This window comes from Acidobacteriota bacterium, assembly GCA_016703965.1.
Classification (GTDB): domain Bacteria; phylum Acidobacteriota; class Blastocatellia; order Pyrinomonadales; family Pyrinomonadaceae; genus OLB17.
In genome coordinates, this window is record JADJBB010000018.1 from 1 (window position 1) to 18,533 (window position 18,533).

Consider the following 18,533-nt stretch of genomic DNA (forward strand, 5'->3'; position numbering starts at 1 on the left):
TTACCGAATTGTCCGAGAGATCGGTCACGGCGGGATGGGAACCGTCTTTTGGCACGGCGGGACGATGGAGAGTTCGACCAGGATGTCGTAAAAGATCGTCCGCCAATCAGTCGCCGACTCCCGCATAATCGAGCATTTTCGACGCGAACGTCAGATTCTCGCAGGCCTTAACCATCCCAACATCGCCGCATTGCACGACGGCGGCATTTCCGATCGCGGTGAGCCGTTCATCGCAATGGAATATGTCGATGGTCTGACGCTGACCGAATACGCGTCGGCCCGAGCGCTGTCCATCCACGATCGTCTGCTGCTCTTTTTGAAGGTTTGTGCCGCCGTGGCGTACGCACATCGGAATCTCGTAGTGCATCGCGATATCAAACCGTCGAACATCGTAATCAACTCGGATGGCGAGCCGAAATTACTTGATTTTGGGCTTGCCAAGGCGTTCGAGATCGATAATACCAACACTCAAACCGCCGTACTCGCATTTACGCCGGCCTACGCATCGCCGGAACAGATCGGCGGGCGGGCGATCACCACCTCAAGTGATATTTACTCGCTCGGAGTAGTTCTGTATGAATTGTTGACCGGGTCAAAACCGCTGGACCTTGAAAATAAGAGTTTCGACGAGGTTTTGCAGACGATCAATGCAAGTCAGCCCGTCCCTCCAAGTTCGGTCGTCCGCCTGGCTCCGAATATTCCCGGGAGACGGTCATTGGCCGGCGACCTCGACAATATTGTTTTAATGGCTCTTCGGAAGGAACCCGAGAGGCGCTACACATCAGTTGAGGACCTCGCCGAGGATGTCCGGCGCCACCTTAGCGGAAGGCCGGTGATAGCTCGGCCGAATACCGCCGTCTATCTAATTGGTAAATTTTTCAACCGACATAGATTGGGTGTCGGTGCCGCGGCACTGATCGTGATTTCACTCGTTACCGGGATGATCTTTGCTCTGTGGCAGGCCAGTGTCGCACGTCACGAACGTGACCGTGCGGAACACCGCTTTCGCGACATTCGACAACTTTCAAATTCACTTCTATTTGAGATCACGCCGAAGATCGAGCGTCTGAACGGTGCGACTGAAGCTCGTGAAACGGTCGTAACACGGGCACTCGAGTACCTCGATTCTCTGGCGGAGGAATCGGCGGATGACGCAGGACTTCAGGCTGAGCTTGCGGCAGCGTACGAAAAGGTCGGCGATCTGCAGGGCAACCCAAATCGCCCTAATCTAAACAATCTATCGGGGGCGGTCACCAGTTTCGAAAAGGCACTTTTGATCAGGCAGCGGTTACCGCAAAGTGCCGACAACCGGCGACTCATCGCCCGGAACTTGCAATCGACGAGCCTTATTCGCACGCGACAAAGTGATATCTCGGGCGCGATCCGCGACAGTGAATTGGGCCTTACCATCTACGGCGAACTCATTGCAGCGGATCCGGGGTCCGCTGAACTGAAGATGTCGGCTATTGAGGCTCAGATCGAGCACGCGCAGATCTATTCCAATAATAACCAATACTCGGTGGCGGTGCCGCTCTTTCGAAAGACGATCGACCAACTTGCCGGGCTGGATCAAAATTCAGACGTCGTTCAAAAATTGCAGACTCGGGCGATCTTCTATCTCAGCAACGCTCTTTCGTGGGACGGTGCACAGAGTGAGGCCGAGATCGAGATGGACAAGGCGATCGAGTTGGCCGACGGGCTCGCTGCCCGTTCACCAAATGACTCCGGCGTCCTGGCTCTCGTATGGCTCGCGTACGGCCTTGCCAGCAGCATTTACGAAGAGGCCTCGCCGACCCGTTCGCTGCATTTTGCCGAGCGGCAGTTTGCGGTCGCCGAGCAGGCCGTAAATGCAGATAAGGCGGACGCTCAGGCTCGCTATAATCTCGCTCGCACCGGATCACGATTGGGATTTGTTCTTACGCTTGTCGGTAAGCCTCGGGAAGCGTATATGCGGCTCACAAAGACCGAAGAAATGTTTAAGACATTGGTCTCGGATGATCCTAAAAACGCGATGTTTCAGCGTGATCTCGCTACGCTATATGTGAGAATGGGCGATACCAGCGAGAAAGCGAACAATCTACAGGACGCGATGGTCAAATATCAGAGATCTGCCGAGATATATAAGCAGATCGCCGATCTGGATGTCCGCAATACACTTGCCCGCCGCGACCTCGCCCAGTCACTTAAAAGCGTCGGTATGACGGCGATCAAACTTGGCCGCAAAGAGATCGCCCGGCGCGAACTCGAACGCTCCCTAGCTCTGCTCAATGAACTGCGATCTCAAAACGCGATCGGCAAATGGGATGAGAAACTCCTGGACGAGGTCCAACTTTCACTCACAAAACTCTGATCCGAAGCCCGCAAAATAAAAAAGCACCCCCGAAAGAGTGCTTCTATTAATTTTTGGTGATCCGAGCAGGACTCGAACCTGCGACCCAGTGGTTAAAAGCCCCTTCTAATCGATTTTCTGCTCGGACTCTAAGAGCAATTAGCCCGTATTTTATTTGGCTTTTCGGTAGAATTCGGACTAAACTATTTATCGATTCCGAACTCAAATAGATAAATAAATAGATAAATGGCCGCAAACTCGGATAATCCTAAGAAGAAGAAACGCAAACGATATGGATCATACGCCTGGAAGTCTCCTTCTGGCTATCTCTATGCCAGGGTGTTTGTTAAAAATGCCGACGGTTCCGTAAAGCCTATTTATCGCCGAGCAGAGAATATAACACATGCAGAGCAGATTGGCGAGGAACTCAAACGTGAGTTTGAGAATAGAGGACAGGCATTTATAGATGGCCGAAAGATGGCTTTCGGTGAGCTTGCCGAATGGTACAAGAAAGAGTTCGTGATTTCGCCCGTCTATGTTAACGGTATAAAGATCGAAGGAATGAGGACGTGGAGCAGGAGCAAAATAAGATCGATCGAATTGTTACTGGAATCGGGAAGAAGGTTCTCATTTCGAGATCGATGAATCGACATTTCGAGCCTTTCGCAAGAAACGGATAAAAGACGAGGGTTAGCATTACTACAATAAACCGGGACTTTGAATCAATTCGCGCCATGATGCGGAAAGCTTGGAAGAAGAAATGGTTAAAGGAACTTCCGGATTTTGAGGACTTTATCCAAAAGGGGCTGGAAAATCGAAGAACGGTCACTGTAACCTCAGATCAGGAAAAGGTAATCCTCGAGGAAGCGAGGAAGGTGCTAACTGAGGCACCGCGACTATATGCTTTGATAATCTCATTAAGGGACTCGGGTGCTCGTCCGAATGAACTATACCCTGTAAACGACAGCAAGACCGATTATTCGAAAGACACCTCCCCATTTTTCGAACCATTACGGTGGAGAGATCTTTTTGATGATGCCGGACAATTCAAAGATCTTACCCAGCTTGTTTCCTACAAGAACAAGCGGCGAGGTGAGGCATGCCGTAGTCACGGAGAGAATGAAGAGAGCCTTTGCGGAACTTTGGAAAGACCTAAGCAGACGAAACTTAATATCGCAGAACGCAGCCGAACTGGATAATTTAATATTCCCTCACAGCACTTTTAAGAAGTCGTGGAACATCGTACGTGAAGCCGCAGGCTTACCGGGACTCAGGCTCCGGGATTTGCGTCGGGACTGGGTGACCAGACTGGGACGTCTCGGCTACTCTGATAAGCTCGCGCAACGTGGTGCCGGACATCAGAAGATGCAAACGAGCTTCGAATACACCGAATTTGACGAAACGGCAGCTTTGCAGGCGAAAGCACTACTTGATTGCGATAATCAAACCTATGATCAAATGAGCCTTTCAGAACCAACTAAATAATTTCGCAGCAAAGTTCAAGGATTGCCCTCTCGCTCCCCGAGCGATTTAGGTAGGTTTATATAATTTGTCAAAACTGCTCAAAACTTCTTAGAATCAACAGCTTAACGGCTATCCCCATTCAACACTGATAAGCCGTGATCAGCAACGCTGCAAACAACGTGCAACCAACTTTGCTTTCGAGCTTAGGTACTATCATATGCCCGTTGGAGACGTTTCAAACTTTCCGAATCATACCCCAACTGGAAGATCCCATCAGCCTCAACGCACTTTTTTCGCTGCAAATTGGGAAGAGGTTTACCAACGCATGCAATTGCTGTGCTTCGGTCAATTTGTAGAAAAATGAAAATGACGATCATGAAACGAGAAGGCAGAATTTAGAATCTCGTTTTTTTTAACCGGCCTGCAATCCATAAAGTTGCTGATTCGAAGAACCCCGATATTCTCCAGTCTTGGCGTTGAGAAATTGTTCGAACGGTCCATCAATCAAAACATCTATATGGGTGAGAATATAGTCGACACATGGATCGTGTCGTGCGATTAGGGTTTCGAGCGTATTGCCGCTGTACACTAATATCTGCTGATTGAATCGATTAAGTCTCGATACCAGTTCTGCGACGGGCCCGGCCTGGTCAAACGGCTCGCCACCCAGAATCGTAACCCCATCGTGTTCGGCGCTTCTGGACAGGACTTCCTTGACAACTGACGAAACGGAAACCAACTTCCCATTGTGCCGATCGTGTGTATCGGGCACGTAACATCCAGGACAACGAATTGAACATCCTGAAACTTGAACTACGCTTCTTCGACCAGGCCCATCAACGACCGAATTATGATAAATCCGATAGAGCCAGATGGACTGATTGTCGTCGGAATCGGTTTGACGTGAGCAGTTTCACGGTCTTTCCTTGGAGCGGCTTTCCGCAATTCACATTCTGGGAAGTGCCAAGGTCATCTCTTAGATCGGTTAGAACCGCGTTGGAAATACCTGATACTTCGGTCGTGAGTTTCCCACTGTCGAGTTCAAGTATGAACGTGATCTCATTGCTCATTTTCGTTTGCTGGTCAGTTTGGACCTCCGTTTGACGAAATACTCTTGCTTCTTAGTTTCCGCAGAGGGATCGCCAAGAACTTCCTTTAGCTGTCTTGCGGCCTTCTCGCAAGCGGTCCCTTGATACCCTTTTATTTCGGTCTCGCAGGTTCCACGTTCGGTATCGATCTTGAATTCAACCTCGGGCATAATCCACCATATTCCTTCTCAATATTTGATACGTATCTTAAGAGTTTTTCCGATTCGTTCCTTGATAAGCGTGCCGCCGAGCTTCTTGGCCATCTTTCTTGCCGCTGCTTCGTGATAGCTGTTCTGAAGCCTGATCACGAAGTCTTTCCCTAAGTGGTAATTCAGGTCCATATCATCGATAACGGCAACATAGCCTTTTGACGTTCTCCGGAAGCCGATATCTCCCAAAAGCGATTGCCGCTGGACTTCACGACGCTTAATAACGACATCGGCTGTTTGTGGATCGCGTTTATCCCATCCTTCGAGGGGAATGTCAGTTCCGACAGTCGGAGTTGGGAACCCGCATTCGGCCAAGGCTTCGATGAGCAACTCTCGATTCGGGAATGACTGAGAGTCAAATGTCATGTATTTACTCATTGAGATTCTCCGTAATTAGAGTTCATAAATCCGATCGGTGCGGTTTCCGGCAAGGCCGGTATGCTCGATTCGTGAGCCTACGCCTTTGATATTGTTCCGGGCCCATTTACGGATCTCTTCGATCTTCTCGCTCATCATCTGTGCTGTAGGCGTGATGTTCTCGGCGGCTTTAATGATGTCGCGGGTCTCGGCCTGCCGGTCGCCGTCGATGAAGGCTTCAAGAACTCCGTCTTGTACTGCACCTTCTATTTCCGCACCGGAGAAGTCCTTGCTCTTCTCTACCAGCTTATCGAGATCAAAGTATTCGGCATCGAGTGCTCTTTTCTTAAGGTGAACCCGGAATATTTCCTTACGATCCTCGGTCTCCGGAAGATCGACGAAGTGTATATATGAGAACCTACCGATCCTGAACTGTTCGGATTCGAGTTCGCGTACGTCATTGGCGGTAGCGAATACAAGAACGTCCTTGTTGTCCTGCATCCAGTTGAGAAGATAGGAGATAGTTCGTGCTGTCTCACCGCCGTCCGTCTTGTTGGACGACTTCATTCCTGAGACCGCTTTTTCGAACTCGCTGATACCGAGAATGCCTTTGATCGTTCCGGCGATAGATAACGCCCGCTTTATCGACATCGCCGACGAACCGATGACGCCTCCGCCCTCACCCATGATCGAACCGAAGTCCAGATCAAGCAGAGCCCGATTCGTAATGCTTGAAGCGACACGTTTACAGAGATCTTTTCCGCATCCCGGAAGACCGACGAGCAGTATGCCTTTGCAGGGTTCGACGTGTCGTGCTTTTGCTCTCGGACTGAACGTGTATGCCGCGCGTTCAAGGATGGCTCGAAGCGATTGGTAGCCACCTAAGTTGCTTGCCGGTTCAGGATGCACATAGGTCAATGAGCCGCTACCGCGTATGACATTCTTCTTTTCTTCAAGAATGACATTGATCGAATCCTGATTCAGACCGTTACAACTGATGACCGCCTTTGCGACGACATTGCTGATCTCGACCGCTGTCAGACCAAGAAGAGACTGCTGCAGAGCGTCCTGGGTTTCTTTGGTTAGGCTAATATCGAGCCCGTTGGATCGTAAGTTCTCAAACTGAAGTTCTATCGAGTCTTCGATCTCGGATTCCCTCGGAAGATCGAGTTCTATCTGCGTCACTTCCTTTTCGAGTGTTTTTAGTTCGGGAAAGTTCGGTCCGACAAAGAGAACCGTGGCTTTCGTGGATTTGAGCTTCCAGGCGATCTCACGAAGTCGTCGAACGAGCAGCGGATCTTCCTGCCCATATGGGGAGATATAGGGTGCGTAATCACACAGCAGAAAAATACCCGTCTTCTGCTCGCTAATAAAACCAAGAAGGCTTTCGGGATCTTCGGTATCGCCGATCGTTTGAGGCGAGCTTAAAAGTCCTTCTTTCGGATCGACTACCTTCTGAAGGCCGCTTGGCCGGCTCCAGAAATAGAGAGGCTTCTCCTTGTGCCGATCCTGAAAGACGAGATCGACCAACGCCTCTCTTACGCGGTCTTCTTCGAAGGTATTGATAGCGATAAGCGGGTATCGGGCTCTGATCCTGATATCGAGCTCATGCAGGAACTTCCGGATGCTGTCAGCACCGGTTTCTAATTCAGACATCGTTTGTTTACGGGAAGTGTTTAAGAAACGGATTGTGTGACAAGACGCCCGTTATGGCCATTTTGTCCATTGTTGCCGGTCGGTTTAGCTGCCTCGGTCATTCTTTCGACCTTCTGCATTTCTTCTCTTGATGCGATGCCGTTGTCGATCTTGAACCCTAGATTTGCTAAAGCCCTGCCAACAGCACTTGTTTCACCGTTTTCGATAAACGATGTCGTGTTTACATATCCCTGGCCGCGGACCTCGAAGGCGTGTCCGGTAGAACTAGGTTCCGCATCATCTCGGTTCCGATACGCTCCGGCTTTTATACACACGAAACCGCTGTCTTCGTTAAGCCTTATGATCTCGGTAACGATCCGGCCGTCCGGATACTTCTCATAGAACTCTGCTATGCGTGCATGAACCGGTATGTATTTGCTCAGGTCGAAGTTTGCCATTTTTTGAGGCCCCGTATTTTTTTGATCTAGAGTTCAAGAGCGCTTAGCCGGTCTTCATCGAGCAACTTCTTTGAATGAACGGATGTCATGCGAAGAAGATCGCTTAGAGCAGTTCGCATCTCTTCCGGCGAGCGCTGCTTCGCTTCCCGACCGGCGGCGGTCTGCAATTGTTCGAGTACGTTTTCAAGAGATGTATCGCCCGTGAAGTTCATCAACTGATACCATTCGCACATCTGACGTGCTCGTTTAGCCAATGAACCCGACACAAACTCCGCATCCTTCATTCGTTCTGCCATTTCCGAAGCGGAGTCGAAGATCTTCGCAGTTATCTGTGCAAAGCCTTCCTTGATCGGAGATACCGCCTCTTCCGCTTCACGCTGGGCCGCCTCGATCTTCATCTCCCGGATACGCTCTTTCACTTCGCGTTCTCGCCGGGTTTCAGCAGTAACCTCATCGACCTTTATTTCTTCGATACGGCGTTTTGCATCGATCTCAAGATCGATCTTCGTCTGCTCCGAATTGATACGAGTCGTTTCGAGGGCAAGCGATTTTGCAAGGTTTCGCTCGGCGATCATCTCCGATCCTAGAATGATCACCTTCGGCTTCATTGTTATCACGAGGCCATCGCGTATCATCTCGCGTGTCGGAACCATTCCGATGGCTTGTGCCGCGACCGCGTTTACGAACTCCTCTCTATCAAACGCTTCATCGCTGGTCGCCTCGAACCTGTCGGCAGAATCTCTCGCAAGCTGATAGAAACTGTCCTGAAGGATGTTGAGGATCTCGTCGTATTTCGAAAGAACCTCGCTCTTTGCTGCGGCGAGAGTTTCGCAGGCCTGGAGATATGCTTTTTCGAAAGATTCAAACGCGGTCCACGGAATCCACTTGTATTCGCTCGTTCCCCAAACCGTTTCGCAGAGCGTGAATCTGAAGCCGAATTTGCTGAGGGCGTTATGAGCCTGGGCCGCGCCTCGCATCAGGCGATTCCGATAGACATCAGGCAGCAACCCAGCTCGCGGCGGACTCACTCTGACGGCCGCATTCTCAGGTAGCTGGACTCCGAGAGTTTTCCATTCCAGTTGCCGAACAAGACTACCGAATCCTCGGCAATCGATATTCATGAAGATGCCTTCACTTTCCAGCGTCGATAGATCGAATGGAAGAGATTCAACCTCTCCGGCACTGATACCCAGTTCCGTCGCAGCTCGCTCCATCCTGGTTTCCAGGCGGGTTAGAACTTGCTGAGCAATTTCAGATGGAACTTCTACCGAAGAATTTGGTGAGATTTCTTCTGTGGATTTGCCCTCCATCTGAGTGCCACCGAACACATTTCGGAGCACCGAAGATGCTAAAGATGGCAATACCTGCGTGCCGGCAACTCCGGCAGATGTTTGAGTTTCCATTCGCATCCTGTCCACCGCTTAATTTTCAACCAGTCCGTATTGCTGCAGACACTCGGACAACGGCCTCGGGACGTGATCCTCATCACGACGGACTTTAATCCCGTTGATGTCAACGGATTCCAATTCACTAAGACAGAAATATCCCCATTCGCGCTCAAGCCCGACCACATAACCAAAGAAGCAAGTGTCGTCTTCATAAGCATCGCCTTCTGTCACGAACCATTTCCATCCGCTCATTGGAAATTTGAACACGGCATAGACGGTCGGATTCTTGTTCCACTCTTGGTCACTGATCCGTGGCAGGATACTTTCAATTTCTTTTGGTAAAAGTTCCGACATACAAGTTTGGCCTACAACATGCAGTGAACGTCAGACACGGCTACTGGAGTACAGTAGGCGGATCTAGTACTACCGCTCTCCAGATCAAAATAGACCGCAAATCGCTTGAGGGTACGTGTCAAAAGCAAAGACGAAAGCATCTCCGCCATTTCGACCGCCACTCGCTGATTCACGTTAAGCCCCTGCTCACCTAGTCGAACGCGTTCGGGACACGACGCATCGCTCTTGGCTTCAACTCTTTCTGGCTTAAGAAGATCGGAATGCTGAAGCGATGGTGCCGGGAGTGCCCGACAGATACTCGTTCCCGTAAAGTACTGCTCGGGTTTGAGTGCCTTTGTCGTCGAGCCCAGCAGCACTTGGCCTGATGCCTTACCGTTTCCCCCGTCTATCCACCAGATCCTTGATTGCATCACCGTAACTTCGAAACTCATCAAGTGCTCGATGCATCTCTCGTCGAGCCATGTAATTATCGACGCAGCCGACGATGATGCTCAGGCTCCTGTAGTCGCTGTTCGAGTTTTTAAAATGTTTCTCCGGATCGAAACTCTCGCACGAGAAGCTTGTTTCTATTCCCCATGCCGTTGTAAACTCGCTCCGCAAGGGTCTGGGCCTTGTATCGTCCGACCTCCGCAAAACAGAAGTTGCTCCGCGGTATATTTCCGTTTTCTACCACATCCGGATCGACGATCAGCATTTCTACCGGTTTGTTCTGCTGTTGTTTTAGTTCGAAGATCAATCGGGCTAAAGCAGGAACGACAAAAGAGCCTGTTCCTCCGGCACCGACAACGATGAATCGAAGGGTGTTGTATTCGACAGGCATCACAACCGCGGCCTGCGAGAAGCTAAGATCGATATCCATTACAACATCATCTGAAGCAGAGCTTCGACCTCATTCAGATCGACAACTCCGCTTGGCACGTGGCCGATCCAGGAAAATGGAATCGGGATAAGGTGGTCGTAAATGCCGCAACGGAATCTGAACTTCGGCTTGTCGTGGACGTCAGCAATGATACCGAATATCCGGAACTTGCCTGATTCATCACGATCATCGGCAGAACTGAACTGGTATGCCCCGTCAGGGTGCGTATGAACCTCTATACAGGCATCAGAGTATTCGGGCCGTCTATCGTCGGCGATGGTTGAGGCATACGTTCTGTCCTTACTCGATGTGCGCCACTGCCACGCGTATCGCTCGCTATCCCAATAGATAAGATAAAGTTCTTCTCTAAAATTCTCCTTCGAATTGGAGGCCTGGGCGTGCTTACAAATTTCGTCCCAAATACGGCTTGGGACTTTCGGCTTGTGCCATTTGATACCTACGAATACGGTTGGAAGGCCCTTTATCTCTCTAAATTCTAGAGGAACTGAAACCGTAAATTCCTCACGCTGAGCCCTTAGAATTACGCCGTTTCCGGCAAGGAGGTACTCGTAAAGAATGGCTTCTACCGGCTCGAATCGTTCTTTTGCAATCCGATGACCGATGAACTCCTTTTCTCTTTCCATAATTTTATTCAGAACCGGGAGTCGTATCTTCGCTGTTCAACGATCGTTTCCCACGCGTCGTCGATCGTAGTGCTTGATAAGATCAGTTCGGACTTCGGAAACTTCTTCGCCTTGTCAGCCGCCAGTTTCCAAAGAAGTTCACGTACATCTTGTGGTTCAGAGTGGCATCGCTCGCTTGCGTGGTCTGTATTGAATGGCGTGTCAAAAATTAGTTTCCAAATTTCGCGAGGTAGAAGGATGGGTCTCAGGAACTTCGTTTTTTCCAAAGCAGATCTTACCGGAACCGACATTCGGCAGCGGAGCGACGGCAAGGTTGGTATTAGCCGATATATGAGATGAAGCAGCGGCCCAAAGATAATATTCCCGTCCTTTACCAAGAAGGATGAGAGGGGGCATCGGGACTGAGATCTCAACAATTCCCTTGTCAGAAAGAGCGATAGTTATCTTTCGTATTGCGGCTGGTTCATACGAAAGAATCGCATTGCCTTCGGGAGCCTCACGGTAACGCATAACCCGTTTACCAAGCCATCCCGTATCCGTATGAACCTTTCGAAACGCTCTGGCCACTTGGTCACTCGAAAGAGCCTTCAGACCCACAGACGATTCACTCAGGTCTGCAAAGAGATATTGACCCGGCAGGAAATACAGTGCGGCGGACGCATCGGCAGGCACTTGCATGGTGCTATTCATCGGCTAGCTTTGCCTCCCTGACCCGACCTTCCCCGTATTCCAGAATGCAATAAGCTCACTAAAGAACGTCTGAGGATCTTCTTCGATCCTTTTATCTAACTGCTCGAGATTTTTGAAGTATAGGTTTGCGGCCTTATACGCCTCGGTCAACCAGTCAACAGTTTCTTTGTTCCATTCGAAGAACTCCGGATATTGGCAGGTCGTAACGTCTAGCCACGGATTACCGGTTGAGTGATCGACCAGGCGGATCAGATCGCTGAAAGGTTTTGCTTTTTCACCGCGCTTTTCCTTCCAGATATTTTGATGTGCCGTCTTGATCGGAGGCAGTGACTCTTTATCAACTCCGTACTTTTCAGAAAAGTAATTCCAGATCTCATCATCTTCATTAAAATAGAAGATCAGGCCTGCCAGATAGCTGTCCCTCAAGTGCGCGAAGTCAACTTCTTCGCAGCACAGGTCGAAGTTCATCGGCGGTATGGCAAATCGTTCGAGTTCTAGCTCCGGATCATCATGCCAGTATTCGAGTAATGGAAAGCTCTTATCATTTATCAGCTGAAAGAACTCATTTGTACGTTCGCTGTACGCCTTAAAATAACCTGCTCTATAAAGACTCTTTGTTGATCGTTCCCAATCTTTTGGAAACATTTCAATATAAAGCCGGTATTTGTGCTGTTCCGATACGACTCTGGAGACTGTTTCGCATGCATATATGGCATTGTGGCTCTTTGCTTTAAATCGAAGATATTCGAGCGAGCGTACCAGACGGTCGCCAACGCCGGAAAATGTCTTTCCGTTCTCCGCCGTAGACAATCCCAATCCGGTCATAGAGCCTCATACCTCAGAACCCAATCGGAAGATAGTCGATCGATGATGGCGGGCTCTTCTGAAACGCCTTTTGGTGGGATTCGATTGCTTCGATCTCCTGAGTGCCGATGGCCAGGATGTTCTCGGCCTCGTTCACTTCCTCGACGCTCAAAAGTTCCGCAGCCTCCCGTCGCATTAGCCGTTCCGCAAGAATGATCGCCGGATTGATCTGCTCGTTCTCAGCCCGCAATAATTCGAGCGGCGATTCATCAGGCTGCATAGCCCTTATGCTGTGCTCGTTTGACGATGGTGACACTGAGTTTGCCGTCCTTAACCTCGCGAGTGATATTCGCATTTTCGATCGAAGCGAAGTGTGGCTGAAGTACGACCTTCAGTGTCTTGTCCTCCTGTGCGAGCGATGCATCCAGTTCGAAGGTCTGCCCTTCGATCTTGATCGTCGCCTTCGGATCGGTCACTGGAGGTGTACCGTTCGTGCTTTCCTTCGATTCCGTTTCGGAGCCGCTCGTGGCGGCTGATGAATTTTCGTCCCGAGGAATATTGGTTTCGTTTTCCATAATCTTCTATGCGGCGAAAAGGGACTGTTGATCCTTCGCTAGTTCCTGCGGTACTGCACTTGAAGATGACGCTGCGTGGGACCTCGTGACCGCTTGCTCGGAAGTTTTATCTGGACTTTTCGAAGCGGTCTTAGAAGTTCGCTTTTTGGTTGCTGCCTGTTCCTTCTTCATCTTCTCGGCCGCAAGTAGAGGAAGTGAGTTTCTGTACTGTTCGAGGGCCCTCGATATCGGATCGGATAGATTTAGCTCCCCACTTTCGTTACAAACGTTTCGTAAATGTGATCTGCGGAGCAAAATCGTGCGAACGCACACTGACAACGCTGTTTCTAGAACCATTGGATTCGGGCAGCAACTGGATCACGGCCGTGACGGTACAGGCGTCAAAGTTGTAGGGTTCCTTTTCAGACAGAACAACCGATCTTACGGACTGTTCAGTAGCGATTGTGCGATCTGGCACTGACTCATCGAACGCTTCTATCAAGGTTGTTGCCTCAATAACGCTCTCAACCTCCAAGCGGACTTAACCGCGTCCTGTTCTGGGGATTCCTCGACTTCCAGATTTAGGACCGGAGTTGGGACGGAATTCTGTTCTACCCTTGGGTCACCCGTCGGCTCGACGCTTGCAAAGGCCTCAGACGAGTCCAACATCGAAACAATCTCTTCCTCGCATTCGGGCTTGCACTCGTTTGCGTACGATTGTCGCTCTTCGACTGATTCTTCCGAATCGACGATACCGAGGAACTCGTCTTTTGCTTCTACCGTAGATTCAGTCTGGATATGGGTCTGCGGTGCAGCGGATATCGCTGTATTGACTGGAACAGCGGTCTCTGTTGCCGTTGGAATCGGAGCCGGGATTGGCCTAGATGTAAGTTGAACGGTCTCACGTTCAATCTCACGAAGCCGTTCCAAAAACTTGCTCAGAAAAATGTTCCGGATCGTTACTTCCTCGTGCGACCGAGTCATATACTCGGCGCCTTTCCAGAGTTCGAGTCCGATTTGCTGATTCGTCTGCCCGCCGCTTTGAAATCCCGCGTTTTGACTTACCTCAGTCGCGAGCGTTCTGGCAGTGAAGATCAGTTGTTCTATCTTCTCGCGATTATCAAGCGGGATGAACGAACCGCTATTCAGAATTTCCATGTTTTCAATCACTCCGCTCCGTGCCAGCCGCTTGTTTTATCCTCTGGAGCGAAAGACCGGAAGTATTCTCCGGCGGTGTCGGCAGGTAACTAGCATTTTGAATCTCTAAGTCAATTATGCTGAAGATGACTGCATGAAAACGATATTGGAGTAAATGGTAGTGAATAGTTATCGGAAAATTCTGATGTCTGGCGTCAGGTGTTTCGACTCATGCCAACGGTATGCCTGAAAATGGTTTTGAAACTCTAAAATAATGTAAAGCTCTTCGAAAGGCAACAAAAGTCCGTTGCCTCTTGCAATCCAATCTAATGCTACCTTCAGTTGACGGAGTTGCAATTGTCCAAGTCTACTCGATAAGTGATCCTCAGGATGTATGAGAATCTGAGCCCCCATGCTCCGGCAAGCCAAGATACTAGTTCATATTCTTCCTTAATCACGTCATGGGGGTGAGGCCCCCCGCTAAGATAAACACCGGGCAACAACGTCAGTATGTCAAGCACAGGGTTTCCGATCGAAAGCCAATCCCAATCTATTAAGATTAGTCGCCCATCCCTAAAACACATGTTGTCGATTCGCACATCAAAATGAACCATTTCGTGGCCTTTAAAGCTTGCAGCACTGGAAAGTTCTCTCAAGAATGCCTCAATATCACAGATCCAATCAGAGCATCCCAGGATCGTACCAAGAACTTCAATTCCTGCTGAGTCAATAGAGTTCCATGATTTAAAATCAGCAACCAGGTGCTCGAGACGCGGAATCTTAAACGGAAATTTCAATCTCGAAACCTCATCTAATCTTGAGATTACGCTTGCCACACAATGTTTTGTCCATTTGATATTCCATTCAGCGGAGGATAAATTCTCAAGCCCCAGAATTGAACCGGAAGGAATATCAATAAAGAAACCAAAGAGCAGGGCGTGGTTGCCCTCAAGATGCGTGTAAATCCTTGCTTCCTTTTTAGGGAGGCATTTGTTTTGGGATCCGCGCCAATTTTCACAAACCATGAAGTTCCGTTCGAGAGTTTCACAATTATCTTTCTTGCACGAGAAAAACCGCGATCGAATTCTTCAAAGTGCTCAATCGTACTACTACAGTTTGATTCTATTGCCTCCAAGATTTCCTTCATGTTGAAATATCGTACTTTTTATTGCGTCGATGAGCATCCGTAACTCTTGTTTCAAAAGCTCAGACCGAAGATCGTCTTCTGTGTTAAAGTCGCCGACTGTAAGCTTAATTTGTTTAATAATCTCACCTCGGTCAACTTCCGAAGTGACCCAATGGACAGTGGAGCCAATATAGGACACTCGCGCTTTTAGAGCCATCTCCACAGACTTTAGTCCTCGAAAAACAGGACTGATCGACCCGTCCGGCAGTATTACTTCATCTTGATCAATAGCGGTAGGTAGTATAGCTGCGTGAACGTTAAGCACGGTTTTTTCAGGTAACCGTCCCAAAAATTTTGGCTCAAAATCTTTAGCCATCCAGCTAGCACAACTAACCTGGGCTTTAATTCCATAACGGAAATACCGAGTGCCGCATTATACTTCTCTCTCGGAGGAAGTTTGTCCCCGATAAGGATAAATGGCATGAGAAATGTCATTTGCGACTACAAAATCCACAACTTGTGAGGACGTTCGATCACAGATGACGAATAGGTCGTCCGTTTCAAATGCGTTGCAAATTGCCTCAAGATAGATTGAAGTTTTAGACGCCATTACAACGATCATGCTTAGCTATTCTGTCTGGTGAGTAAGTTAACCAACGCATCCGCAATAGGCAAACCTGTCGCCTCCTGGAGCCAAAGCCACTGCCCATTAGGATTAACCTCCAGAAAAACAATACCGCCGTCAGGCTGAACAAGTAGATCGATCGCTCCAAATTGAAGATTGAGTGATCTAATTAACTCAGACATTTTCTCACTAAGATCCGGGTGCAGTTCGAAGGCGAAACTCGTAGAGAGGCCATGTCGCATTTATAGTCGACAAGACTATCATTTGGAGTAACCAGTTTGCACGCAAACACCGTATTACCGACAACTGTTACTCTGATTTCGTATTTCTTACGAATTTTTTCCTGAAACAAGGTCGGACACATTCTGACGCTATCAATTCGACCGAGGTCTTCTTTAGTTATTGAATGTGTTCGAATAACTGAGATCTTTCCATCTTTTCGAACCAACTTTGATGAACAGCTTTAGCAATAATCTCACCTCCACATTTAGCATGGAACTTAGCAACCTCACCGGGATCGGTCGTGATAATTGTTTTAGGAACATTGAAATTCAACCTGCGAGCAGCGGACAATTGAAGGAGTTTGTTTGCCGCTCGATTCATAATATCCGGGAATGATATCCAATACGCCGAGTCGAAAAGATACCAAAGACCAGCTAAGACAGCTCTCGTTTCCGCCTCGAAAAACTTCTGCGCCGCGTCATCTGAAATCGACGCCGGAACGCTTAAAGGCCTCCGATACCAAAATGCGGTGACAAATCTCAGTTTCGAATATAAGTCACCAAATACAAATGGAACCGATTCCACGCCATGCGTGTAATCGATAGTTAAGGGAGTCGCTAACAAATCCTCTGTGTTTATCCTGATTACCTCGAAGCGTCGACTGCAAATCTCCTTCTGCAAAAAATCGGCGTGAGCATCGTTTTTGTTACTAATAATCGCGATCATAAATTCGAAAGGCTCCCTGAATCTCAAGGAGCCTCTAAGAAAAAGATGTATAGGAGATCATCCCTCGCATGATCCTGAATCAGACTCACGCTGAACTTCAGCGATAGTTTTCTCTGTATCTTCTGCAAGAGTGAAAAGAAAAGGTACGTTACTTTCGTCCATATTATCCTCCAAAATGAAATATAGGAGCCGTAGAATGGCAGAGTCGCTGCTGCAAGTCAAGCGACAACTATCGTTATTATTAACCCGAGCTAAACGAATTGGTTCTTTGACTCATTCCCGCCACTAAACGCTACTTCCGAATTTGTCACCTTGTCGGAAAAAAGCTTCCTTTCCCGACAATGCCGTTCTGATACTAAAGAACTGCGACGACTGGACCTGTAATGGGTGACGCAACGAACCGTTCCTGGTTCTTCTTAAGGATCCGCGAAATCGTTGAATGAGTGGTATTGATCGAGCGAGCTGCACGGCGCAGGTTTCCATTCGATCGTTTCAGTGCATGCTCGACAAACGTGGACGCGGCCTTTACATAGACACTATCAAGATCGTCGGTATCGGGATCTAATATCACCGTAAGACAATTATTCCCTTCGTCAGCAATTACCTCGGGTATAACGAAACTTCTGGCTTCATGACTGACTAATCGATTGACGACCTGAAGAGTAATCGCCCGTCCATCTAAGATTCCACTGCAAGCCGGGTTGCGAAGTTCCGCAGTTCACGATAGTTACCCTTCCATTCAAGATCCTGGATTGCGGAAAGAGCATCTTTCTCTATCTGAAACGGCACTTCAAGTCCGATCGTTCCTCTCTCGGTTTCCAACTGATCAAGGAATGTCTCGACGATCCGTTCCTTCTGATACCGCAGAGGTACCGTTTCAAGTTGGAGGATATTCAAGCGGTCAAAAAGATCGGCTCGGAATAGTCCGCCGTTTACCATCGATCGAAGATCTCGGGAGGTCGCAGCAATAACACGCACGTCGATGTCGCGTTCTGCCGTCCCGCCGACACGACGGATGCGCCTTTCTTCTACAGCCTTGAGAAACTTTGCCTGAAGGCTCAATGACAGTTCTCCGATCTCATCAAGGAAGAGAGTACCGCCTTGTGCAGCTTCGAATAGCCCCTTTGAGCGATAGCTCCTGTGAATGCACCACGCTCGTAACCGAAAAGTTCCGACTCCAAAAGCTCAGAGCTAAAACTCGCACAGTTGACACTTACAAACTCCCGTTTCGATCTCGGGCCAAGATCGTGAAGCTGCCGGGCTATGGTTGTCTTTCCGGTCCCTCTCTCACCTGTGATAAGAACATAGTGCGGAACTCTGGAAAAACGAATGACCTTTTCGTCGATCGAACGAACTGATGAGACCGGGCTAAAAGTGTCGGGTTGGTGCTGCATTGAAAACCTCCTGTGCTCGAACAAAATCTACTCTGTGTAGATTTGCATATTCAAAAAGCGTGCCGCAGGAGTGTTAACACGGAATTATGTTTAGAACCAGTATTCATTGACGTTCAACGTGGGCAATCACAATTTCTTTCGGATCTTCATCCCGGAAAACTGTCTACATCGTGAACAGTTCGTTCACGATGGGCGCGCTTTTCACCCCGTTGCCGATGTCAGTAATTGATAGTTCGCGAACATTTTCCGGGTTGGGCTCTATTAGCCAGTCGGGTAGCGTTACTGGTTCTTGTCGGGAATAGGTCTTCGGTCCCAATATTAAGTTCGGGAAGAAAGGAGATGCTCGTCGATTCCGGCGGATAAAGAAACAAGACTTTTTCAAGGGCGAGCCCTGGTGCTTTCTGTGGAAGAAAGAATCTCTGGCTTCCCGTGCTGGCTGATATTGACGAGTCCCATTCCCGCAGTTCTCG

The 18,533-nt window shown here is 49.0% G+C and carries 25 protein-coding genes; 3 read left to right on the forward strand and 22 right to left on the reverse strand.

Going from position 1 to position 18,533, the window contains the following annotated elements; translation table 11 throughout:
• Positions 1 to 94 precede the first annotated feature (94 nt).
• From IPG22_07230 to IPG22_07240, 3 genes are all read left to right on the forward strand, one after another.
• Positions 95 to 2,350, forward strand: a complete 2,256-nt coding sequence (locus tag IPG22_07230) for a protein kinase (protein MBK6588070.1) — start codon at positions 95 to 97, stop codon at positions 2,348 to 2,350.
• A gap of 225 nt (positions 2,351 to 2,575) precedes the next feature.
• Positions 2,576 to 2,974 carry a hypothetical protein gene (locus IPG22_07235; GenBank protein ID MBK6588071.1) on the forward strand — a complete coding sequence of 133 codons (399 nt, stop codon included), beginning with the start codon at positions 2,576 to 2,578 and terminating at the stop codon, positions 2,972 to 2,974.
• Between the two features lie 384 nt (positions 2,975 to 3,358).
• Positions 3,359 to 3,814 carry a hypothetical protein gene (locus IPG22_07240; GenBank protein ID MBK6588072.1) on the forward strand — a complete coding sequence of 152 codons (456 nt, stop codon included), beginning with the start codon at positions 3,359 to 3,361 and terminating at the stop codon, positions 3,812 to 3,814.
• A gap of 391 nt (positions 3,815 to 4,205) precedes the next feature.
• On the opposite strand, the gene IPG22_07245 is transcribed toward IPG22_07240, so the two are convergent.
• The 22 genes from IPG22_07245 to IPG22_07350 all read right to left on the reverse strand — a co-directional run bounded on the left by IPG22_07245 (position 4,206) and on the right by IPG22_07350 (position 18,063).
• On the reverse strand, positions 4,206 to 4,667 hold the full coding sequence (locus tag IPG22_07245; GenBank protein ID MBK6588073.1) for a 4Fe-4S cluster-binding domain-containing protein: 462 nt from the start codon (positions 4,665 to 4,667) through the stop codon (positions 4,206 to 4,208).
• 192 nt (positions 4,668 to 4,859) lie between these two features.
• Positions 4,860 to 5,051: a DUF2997 domain-containing protein gene (locus IPG22_07250; GenBank protein MBK6588074.1), complete on the reverse strand. Its 192-nt coding sequence runs from the start codon at positions 5,049 to 5,051 to the stop codon at positions 4,860 to 4,862.
• An 18-nt stretch (positions 5,052 to 5,069) separates the two neighbouring features.
• On the reverse strand, positions 5,070 to 5,468 hold the full coding sequence (locus IPG22_07255; protein ID MBK6588075.1) for a DUF1257 domain-containing protein: 399 nt from the start codon (positions 5,466 to 5,468) through the stop codon (positions 5,070 to 5,072).
• Between the two features lie 15 nt (positions 5,469 to 5,483).
• Positions 5,484 to 7,103: an AAA family ATPase gene (locus IPG22_07260; protein ID MBK6588076.1), complete on the reverse strand. Its 1,620-nt coding sequence runs from the start codon at positions 7,101 to 7,103 to the stop codon at positions 5,484 to 5,486.
• Positions 7,104 to 7,123: 20 nt separating this feature from the next.
• Positions 7,124 to 7,540: a hypothetical protein gene (locus IPG22_07265; protein ID MBK6588077.1), complete on the reverse strand. Its 417-nt coding sequence runs from the start codon at positions 7,538 to 7,540 to the stop codon at positions 7,124 to 7,126.
• A 26-nt stretch (positions 7,541 to 7,566) separates the two neighbouring features.
• A complete protein-coding gene (locus IPG22_07270; GenBank protein ID MBK6588078.1) occupies positions 7,567 to 8,943 on the reverse strand; it encodes a hypothetical protein in 1,377 nt (458 codons plus the stop codon).
• Between the two features lie 18 nt (positions 8,944 to 8,961).
• The gene (locus IPG22_07275) at positions 8,962 to 9,282 is read right to left on the reverse strand and encodes a hypothetical protein (GenBank protein ID MBK6588079.1); all 321 of its coding nucleotides are present in this window, start codon (positions 9,280 to 9,282) and stop codon (positions 8,962 to 8,964) included.
• Positions 9,283 to 9,293: 11 nt separating this feature from the next.
• Positions 9,294 to 9,713, reverse strand: a complete 420-nt coding sequence (locus tag IPG22_07280) for a hypothetical protein (protein MBK6588080.1) — start codon at positions 9,711 to 9,713, stop codon at positions 9,294 to 9,296.
• An 89-nt stretch (positions 9,714 to 9,802) separates the two neighbouring features.
• Complete coding sequence (locus IPG22_07285; GenBank protein MBK6588081.1) at positions 9,803 to 10,141, reverse strand: ThiF family adenylyltransferase; 339 nt, start codon at positions 10,139 to 10,141, stop codon at positions 9,803 to 9,805.
• Positions 10,141 to 10,785, reverse strand: a complete 645-nt coding sequence (locus IPG22_07290) for a Mov34/MPN/PAD-1 family protein (protein ID MBK6588082.1) — start codon at positions 10,783 to 10,785, stop codon at positions 10,141 to 10,143. Before IPG22_07290 ends, IPG22_07285 begins: the two co-directional genes overlap by 1 nt.
• A 201-nt stretch (positions 10,786 to 10,986) precedes the next feature.
• Positions 10,987 to 11,475 (reverse strand): hypothetical protein, encoded by a 489-nt coding sequence (locus IPG22_07295; GenBank protein MBK6588083.1) that lies wholly within the window; start codon positions 11,473 to 11,475, stop codon positions 10,987 to 10,989.
• A 3-nt stretch (positions 11,476 to 11,478) separates the two neighbouring features.
• A complete protein-coding gene (locus IPG22_07300; protein MBK6588084.1) occupies positions 11,479 to 12,300 on the reverse strand; it encodes a hypothetical protein in 822 nt (273 codons plus the stop codon).
• Between the two features lie 13 nt (positions 12,301 to 12,313).
• Positions 12,314 to 12,559: a hypothetical protein gene (locus IPG22_07305; GenBank protein MBK6588085.1), complete on the reverse strand. Its 246-nt coding sequence runs from the start codon at positions 12,557 to 12,559 to the stop codon at positions 12,314 to 12,316.
• A complete protein-coding gene (locus IPG22_07310; GenBank protein MBK6588086.1) occupies positions 12,549 to 12,854 on the reverse strand; it encodes a hypothetical protein in 306 nt (101 codons plus the stop codon). The genes IPG22_07305 and IPG22_07310 overlap by 11 nt, the downstream gene beginning before the upstream one ends.
• A 259-nt stretch (positions 12,855 to 13,113) precedes the next feature.
• On the reverse strand, positions 13,114 to 13,311 hold the full coding sequence (locus IPG22_07315) for a hypothetical protein (protein ID MBK6588087.1): 198 nt from the start codon (positions 13,309 to 13,311) through the stop codon (positions 13,114 to 13,116).
• A gap of 20 nt (positions 13,312 to 13,331) precedes the next feature.
• Positions 13,332 to 13,991 (reverse strand): hypothetical protein, encoded by a 660-nt coding sequence (locus tag IPG22_07320; protein MBK6588088.1) that lies wholly within the window; start codon positions 13,989 to 13,991, stop codon positions 13,332 to 13,334.
• A gap of 317 nt (positions 13,992 to 14,308) precedes the next feature.
• Positions 14,309 to 14,995 (reverse strand): hypothetical protein, encoded by a 687-nt coding sequence (locus tag IPG22_07325; protein MBK6588089.1) that lies wholly within the window; start codon positions 14,993 to 14,995, stop codon positions 14,309 to 14,311.
• Positions 14,996 to 15,079: 84 nt separating this feature from the next.
• The gene (locus IPG22_07330) at positions 15,080 to 15,472 is read right to left on the reverse strand and encodes a hypothetical protein (protein MBK6588090.1); all 393 of its coding nucleotides are present in this window, start codon (positions 15,470 to 15,472) and stop codon (positions 15,080 to 15,082) included.
• A gap of 248 nt (positions 15,473 to 15,720) precedes the next feature.
• Entirely contained in the window at positions 15,721 to 15,903 is a 183-nt protein-coding gene (locus IPG22_07335; GenBank protein MBK6588091.1) for a hypothetical protein, read from the reverse strand.
• Between the two features lie 217 nt (positions 15,904 to 16,120).
• Positions 16,121 to 16,669: a hypothetical protein gene (locus IPG22_07340; GenBank protein MBK6588092.1), complete on the reverse strand. Its 549-nt coding sequence runs from the start codon at positions 16,667 to 16,669 to the stop codon at positions 16,121 to 16,123.
• 678 nt (positions 16,670 to 17,347) lie between these two features.
• Entirely contained in the window at positions 17,348 to 17,815 is a 468-nt protein-coding gene (locus IPG22_07345; protein ID MBK6588093.1) for a sigma-54-dependent Fis family transcriptional regulator, read from the reverse strand.
• Positions 17,728 to 18,063: a sigma 54-interacting transcriptional regulator gene (locus IPG22_07350; protein MBK6588094.1), complete on the reverse strand. Its 336-nt coding sequence runs from the start codon at positions 18,061 to 18,063 to the stop codon at positions 17,728 to 17,730. The genes IPG22_07345 and IPG22_07350 overlap by 88 nt, the downstream gene beginning before the upstream one ends.
• Positions 18,064 to 18,533 lie beyond the last annotated feature (470 nt).